This window comes from Pseudorhodobacter aquimaris (genome assembly GCF_001202025.1).
In the GTDB taxonomy this organism is placed as follows: domain Bacteria; phylum Pseudomonadota; class Alphaproteobacteria; order Rhodobacterales; family Rhodobacteraceae; genus Pseudorhodobacter; species Pseudorhodobacter aquimaris.
On sequence record NZ_LGHS01000036.1, the window covers coordinates 1 to 5569 of the forward strand.

9 protein-coding genes are annotated in these 5569 nt (G+C 51.1%); 6 read left to right on the forward strand and 3 right to left on the reverse strand.

What is annotated here, in order from left to right:
• A partial coding sequence (locus AKU94_RS04860; RefSeq protein WP_198144796.1) for a site-specific integrase occupies positions 1-258 on the reverse strand: 258 nt, incomplete at its 3' end.
• 16 nt (positions 259-274) lie between these two features.
• On the opposite strand from AKU94_RS04860, the gene AKU94_RS19585 reads away from it, so the two are divergent.
• From AKU94_RS19585 to AKU94_RS04885, 6 genes are all read left to right on the forward strand, one after another.
• The gene (locus tag AKU94_RS19585) at positions 275-526 is read left to right on the forward strand and encodes a hypothetical protein (RefSeq protein WP_157056424.1); all 252 of its coding nucleotides are present in this window, start codon (positions 275-277) and stop codon (positions 524-526) included.
• A 220-nt stretch (positions 527-746) separates the two neighbouring features.
• A complete protein-coding gene (locus tag AKU94_RS04870; protein WP_050526209.1) occupies positions 747-1925 on the forward strand; it encodes a tyrosine-type recombinase/integrase in 1179 nt (392 codons plus the stop codon).
• Between the two features lie 53 nt (positions 1926-1978).
• Positions 1979-2638, forward strand: a complete 660-nt coding sequence (locus AKU94_RS04875; protein WP_050526210.1) for a hypothetical protein — start codon at positions 1979-1981, stop codon at positions 2636-2638.
• A 93-nt stretch (positions 2639-2731) separates the two neighbouring features.
• The gene (locus AKU94_RS19045; RefSeq protein WP_083444941.1) at positions 2732-2950 is read left to right on the forward strand and encodes a helix-turn-helix transcriptional regulator; all 219 of its coding nucleotides are present in this window, start codon (positions 2732-2734) and stop codon (positions 2948-2950) included.
• A gap of 48 nt (positions 2951-2998) precedes the next feature.
• Positions 2999-3823: a DUF1376 domain-containing protein gene (locus tag AKU94_RS04880; protein ID WP_050526211.1), complete on the forward strand. Its 825-nt coding sequence runs from the start codon at positions 2999-3001 to the stop codon at positions 3821-3823.
• The gene (locus AKU94_RS04885) at positions 3820-4392 is read left to right on the forward strand and encodes a hypothetical protein (protein ID WP_050526212.1); all 573 of its coding nucleotides are present in this window, start codon (positions 3820-3822) and stop codon (positions 4390-4392) included. Before AKU94_RS04880 ends, AKU94_RS04885 begins: the two co-directional genes overlap by 4 nt.
• A gap of 104 nt (positions 4393-4496) precedes the next feature.
• On the opposite strand, the gene AKU94_RS04890 is transcribed toward AKU94_RS04885, so the two are convergent.
• Positions 4497-4898: a hypothetical protein gene (locus AKU94_RS04890; RefSeq protein ID WP_050526213.1), complete on the reverse strand. Its 402-nt coding sequence runs from the start codon at positions 4896-4898 to the stop codon at positions 4497-4499.
• Between the two features lie 92 nt (positions 4899-4990).
• The coding region (istB, locus tag AKU94_RS04895) for an IS21-like element helper ATPase IstB (RefSeq protein WP_050526214.1) at positions 4991-5569 on the reverse strand (579 nt) is incomplete at its 5' end.

The following is a 5569-nucleotide window of genomic DNA, read 5'->3' on the forward strand; positions in this document are numbered from 1 at the left end:
CCCGCAGGTCATGCCGAAAAAGAACCGCAGCGCCACAATGCGCGTGTTGAAGGTCGAGGGCGTGATCCCTGTATCTGTCATGTGGAGCTGATATGCGCGCAGGTCCTCCGGCGTCGCGGTGTCGGGTGATCGCCCCAGAAAGGACGCGAAGTCCTTGATCGCCCGGATGTGGGACTTTTGCGCCTTGTCGCCCATCCCACGGATGCGCATGTCTTCGATCATCCGCTGGCGCAGCGGGGTTACTTTCTCCTCTGTCATGGGAACCTCCTGTCTGATGATTGAGAAGGCCTCAATCATCAGACAGGTCGGTCGCTTCGCAAAACGCCAAGCGTTGCAGGCGGCTCACGACATCAGCCAAATGCGCCAATGCCGCGAAGCGGCTTCGTCCTTGGGCCGGAAGCGGCGCCGTTTCACAAAAGGCGGATTCCAGACCTTCGCCACGCAGAACACTACGGTCAGCTATGCGCAAAGTGGTTTAAGAAAAAGTCAGGTAAGCCAAGTCCTTCTCCTAGAGGCAACCGTATGAACCACGCCTCTTATGATGCCACTATTGCCGCATTGCAACTCCTCCGCTGGGGGCATTGGGGCGCGGTTTTCCAGGAAATAAAGGATTGAACTCTCCAACGATCATTATCGGAGGATAACTATATAACTAGCTGTAATTAAATTATATGTGTTCCGTTGTGTCCCAGTGTGTTTCAACGTATTGTATTCGAAGTGGGGGACTAAATAGGGGCGACTCTAAATTGGCGATATTGAATAAGCTCGCGCCCGCTTCTGTGCGCACAAAAGGCGCTGGAAAATATGAAGATGGAGGTGGGCTTCGGCTCGTAAAATCTTCCAAAGATTCTGGGAAATGGGTGTTCCGTTATACTGTGTTTGGGCGCCGTCGTGAAATGGGTCTCGGCGCGATTTCAGATGTTCCCCTTCGCCAAGCCCGAGAACTGGCCGCTGATTGGCGCTCGATCTTGGCTGCTGGCAAAGACCCCATAATCGAACGCGCGCGGCGCGAGCGAGATATGACTACACATGATATTTCGCTTTCTACGATTGCTAAAGAAGCTTTCGAAGCGCGCAAGGCTAATCTTAAAGGCGATGGAGCAGCGGGGCGCTGGTTCTCTCCATTAGCGATTCATATTCTTCCAAAGCTTGGGAAAGTGCCAGTTACTGAACTACATCAGAACGATATTAGGGATATTCTCGCGCCGATTTGGCATACGACGGCAGATCCTGCCCAAAAGGCGCTTTATCGTCTGGGCATCGTTCTGCGTTATGCAGCTGCGAAGGGCTTGGATGTCGACTTGCAGGCTACATCGAAAGCGAAAGAGCTGCTTGGCAAAACACGGCATGTCACAGAACATATCCCTTCGATGCCGTGGGGTGACGTTCCGGCGTTCTATGCCTCTTTGAATGAAGGCACGATTACCAACTTAGCTTTGAAGTTGGTAATCCTCACCGGTTTGCGATCCAAGTCGGTGCGTGCGGCGCATGTTGATCAGTTTTGCGATGGTGTCTGGATCGTGCCGGGCGAAAACCTGAAGGGCTTAAAGGGGAAGACTGCAGATATACGGATTCCCCTAACTGCTGAGATGCAGTCCGTCATGGATAGGACAATTCCATTTCGTCGTGACGGTTTTATTTTTCCTGCCCCGCGCCAAGGCACTAAAGGCCCTGGTTACTTGGGTGATGTAAATATGATCAGGCTGATGGACCGTCGTGGTTTGAAAGCTAGGCCACATGGGTTTAGGTCAACGCTGCGGGTTTGGCTGTCAGAAGCCACTTCTGCACCGTTCGAAATTGCTGAACTTATGATCGGGCACATAGTTGGGACGGCAGTAACTCGGGCCTATCAAAGAAGCGATTTTCTAGAACAGCGGCGGGAATTGTATGATCAATGGAGTGCCTTTGTTACTGGTCACTCTTAAGTTCTTCAAGTTGCAAGGTTTATGTTTGATAAATGGGCGAGGAAAGAAAAGCCATGAACAGCGAAGCCGAGAGTTACTTGCGTGTGTTCGATGCCAACGGTGCCTGGATAGCTCGCCCAGATTTTATGATATATGCCGCAATGTCTGAGTCTGAAAAAATGTCGATGGAGCACATTTACGCTTCGATGTTACTCGAGCAACAGATCAATCCTCCGAACATGGATGGGAATTTAACTGAATTTGCCCAACGGTTAAAAAAAATCGTGTTTGAGAGCGGCATGAGGCAACGGGTTTGGGCTGGTGAATTCGTGGTGGAGCTAGCTCGTCTTGCGGCCGCTACGGGTAGACCCCCGACAATCAGCGCCGCTCGGAGACTGGTGGCGTTCAACCACCATCAGTATTTTCGAACAGGTGATACAAAGAATATCAGCCGTGAAGTTGAGCGCAGTTTCAGTAAATTTCGGAACGTTTCGCATTTTCACGCGGTAGCGGTGATTGAACCGTCTTTGTTGACTGAATTGGAGGGCGATGTGGGTAAGTGTCTTAGGTTTTTAGGCTTAGCACGAGCTTTTGAAGGCTTTATGGATTCTAACGTGGTTTCCAAAGCCTTCAATTGGTCTCCACTTAGAGTTCCCGTGCAGATCGATCGTATATCGGCCATTAGTTTTCGTGCGCTTTCGCAACAAGAGCTAGCTGCCGCGCGAATGGGGTGAGCTAGGGGGGGCGGGGCAAAAATCTCCGTCTCCTGCGCGGCATCATTATCGGAACAAAAGGGGGGAATACGAAACCCCTTGGAGTACCGAGAGATGCGATACCTTACCATGAACGAATTGCGAGATATGCTCGGTGGCCGTGGCCGTACCACTATCTATCGCGATATTGAAGCTGGTCGCCTTCCGCCACCAATTAAGCTTGGAGGACTGAACTACTTTTCAGAGCAGCTTGTCGAAGATGTGCTTTGTGGTCTTGTAGACCTGAAAGCTTCCCCTTTGCGAAAGACAAAGGGAGACCGCCGTGAAAAGTAAACCTGCAGCTTTTCAACTGGTATTGATCGTACCAGCGGGGTTGATCTGATGGCCGACAATTTCATCCCTTATTTCAAGTTCTATCCTGCAGATTTTATGAATGGCGTACGCGGGCTGACGCCCCAAGAAGTCGGTGTATATATCATGCTACTGTGCCGAATTTATGAAGAGAACGGGCCAATAGAGAAGCACGAACTACGTCTTGCTACCTATTGCGCCATGCGCCCACCAACATTCAGGAAGGTGCTCAAGCAACTTATTGAATTGGGCAAACTCAATGACCTAGATGGCTTGCTTTCAAGTGATCGAGCGGATGCTGAGATGCTGAAGCGTGCGGAGGTTTTGAAAAAGAATTCTATGGCAGGAAAAGCTAGCGCAGAAAAAAGGCAACAAAAACAGACATGTTTCTCAGCGGATGGTGAACAACGCTCTAACGATACAGATACAGATACAGATGCAGACACAGAAGATGGTGCTGATGCGAGTGCGCGTGCCCTTGATCAAAAACCTCATCATATAGAAAATCCAACTTTGCGGGAAGAGATCCTCCTCAAAATTGGTATCGATCGTTCAGGGCTAACAGGTCGCGGCGGATCGATGCTTGGCGGTCAAGCCGATATGGCCGAAGTTTCGCGTTGGTTGAAGCTGCCAAGGATCACAAAGGAAAACGCGCTTTTGGAGATTGAGCGCGTCATGGCTGGCAAGCGCGATGGCCCGCCAAACTCTTTCCGGTATTTCTCTGCAGCAATGGAAAAACTCTCGGGGGAACTGACCAGACCTCACCTCGAACCATCGGCAGCCATGGGGCATCCGAAGCCCCTACCACAAGTAAACCAAATACGCGCTGAACTTCCGAAAGGACCGATTCAATGAACACCCGGGAGGAATATATTGCGGTTGTGTTCAATGAATTTCTTGCTCGGTTCAGTGCGCCGCGTGCAATTCAGGGAAACCAGAAAGCGATGCAGCAAGATGCCAATTCGATGCTGGCGACTGTACTGCGTTTTGCACCTCGCGCAGGATACGCTGCGTGGATGGATGGAATGCTGATCCGATTGGGTGATAACATGATTACCCGGTCTTGGCCTGCGCCTGGCGAGTTGACAAAGGCGTGCAAGGCCGAAGCATTCATTCGGCAGGACACAACCAAAGACGGGATCGCTGAAAGCGCTGCAATTTTAAGAATGATCAACTGGTTTAACAAATTCCGTGGCCAAATGCCGGGGCACGGCAACCCGGCTCGTACTCAAGCATTGATCCAACAAGGTGTCCTTGAAAATGAGCGAGTTGCTAAGTTCCATGGATTTGACCTGAGTGATGAACAGGGGTGTCGTGCAGAAAGCCAAAAAATGGGTTTGGCGGAGTCACAAACGCATATACGTGTCATGGCTAAATTGGGTGGCATTAGTGAAACAGAAGCCGAAACGCTATTGAATGTTTAATCCAACTAAAAGCACTAATGCTTGCCTTTTTCGGAGGCCCAACGAGTTCGTTAGATGGGACGTTCGTATATCAAGCCTCAGGAATCACGGTGTACCAATTCGGGCTACTGGGCCGCAGAGATTGGTGCGCGTGATGTGCGAGCTTGAATGTCTGCAATAGCTTGGGCGAGGGCCGTCGCTATGTTGTCGTCACGCTGTTTGTAGGCGCCCGTATATAGGGCTAATTTTTCCAAAGCCTCCAATTTGTTGAGTAGCTTGACCTTTGTCTTTCGAACGCGGTTGTATTCTGGCTGCCCATTCGGATTCGAGCCATGCCGTTCCAATACGGTTTCGATCTGAATATCCTGCAAAGCATCAAGGTCGTCATTCGACACGTTCTGCAGGTTGATGTGTGGCTGTCCGTTTTCGTCAAGTTCGATGAAGCTGCGCAATGACGCAAAGGCAACTTTGCCTAACTCAGCGATAACCATTTCAGTGGTTATTTTAGCTTTAACTGTGAGCTTCATCTTCTCGATCCGAATTGCATGTTGATTGTCACTGAGAACTGACCCGGCATTGTCACCGAGACTTGACCCACCCAGCTGTTATGTTCTTTGCGTCATGATGGCGTCAATGCTGCTGTCTCCTTTCGTTTCTTTTTCGCTGTCTCAGAGCTGGCCTTGAACCGATAGCTGTCATTACCTGTCTCAAGGATGTGGCAGCGGTGGGTTAGGCGGTCGAGTAGCGCGGTGGTCATTTTCGCATCGCCGAACACGCTGGCCCATTCGCTGAAGCTCAAGTTCGTGGTGATGACGACGCTGGTGCGCTCGTAGAGTTTACTGAGAAGGTGGAACAACAACGCGCCTCCCGAAGCGCTGAACGGCAGATATCCCAGCTCATCCAGGATCACCAAGTCGGTTTTCACCAACGCCTCAGCGATCTTTCCGGCCTTGCCTTGGGCTTTTTCCTGCTCCAGCGCATTGACCAACTCAACCGTTGAGAAGAAGCGGACGCGTTTACGGCGATGTTCGATCGCTTGGATGCCAAGAGCGGTAGCGACATGCGATTTCCCGGTTCCTGGGCCCCCGATCAGCACTACGTTTTCGGTCCCATCCATGAACTCGCAGCGATGCAACTGGCGAACCAAGGCTTCACGGATTTCACTGGCGGCAAAGTCGAAGCCAGAGAGGTCCTTGTA

Coding starts and splice junctions, on each gene's coding strand:
- AKU94_RS19585 (WP_157056424.1), top strand. CDS start 275: ATGATTGAGAAGGCCTCAATCATCAGACAGGTCGGTCGCTTCGCAAAA.
- AKU94_RS04875 (WP_050526210.1), top strand. CDS start 1,979: ATGAACAGCGAAGCCGAGAGTTACTTGCGTGTGTTCGATGCCAACGGT.
- AKU94_RS19045 (WP_083444941.1), top strand. CDS start 2,732: ATGCGATACCTTACCATGAACGAATTGCGAGATATGCTCGGTGGCCGT.
- AKU94_RS04880 (WP_050526211.1), top strand. CDS start 2,999: ATGGCCGACAATTTCATCCCTTATTTCAAGTTCTATCCTGCAGATTTT.
- AKU94_RS04885 (WP_050526212.1), top strand. CDS start 3,820: ATGAACACCCGGGAGGAATATATTGCGGTTGTGTTCAATGAATTTCTT.
- AKU94_RS04890 (WP_050526213.1), bottom strand. CDS start 4,898: ATGAAGCTCACAGTTAAAGCTAAAATAACCACTGAAATGGTTATCGCT.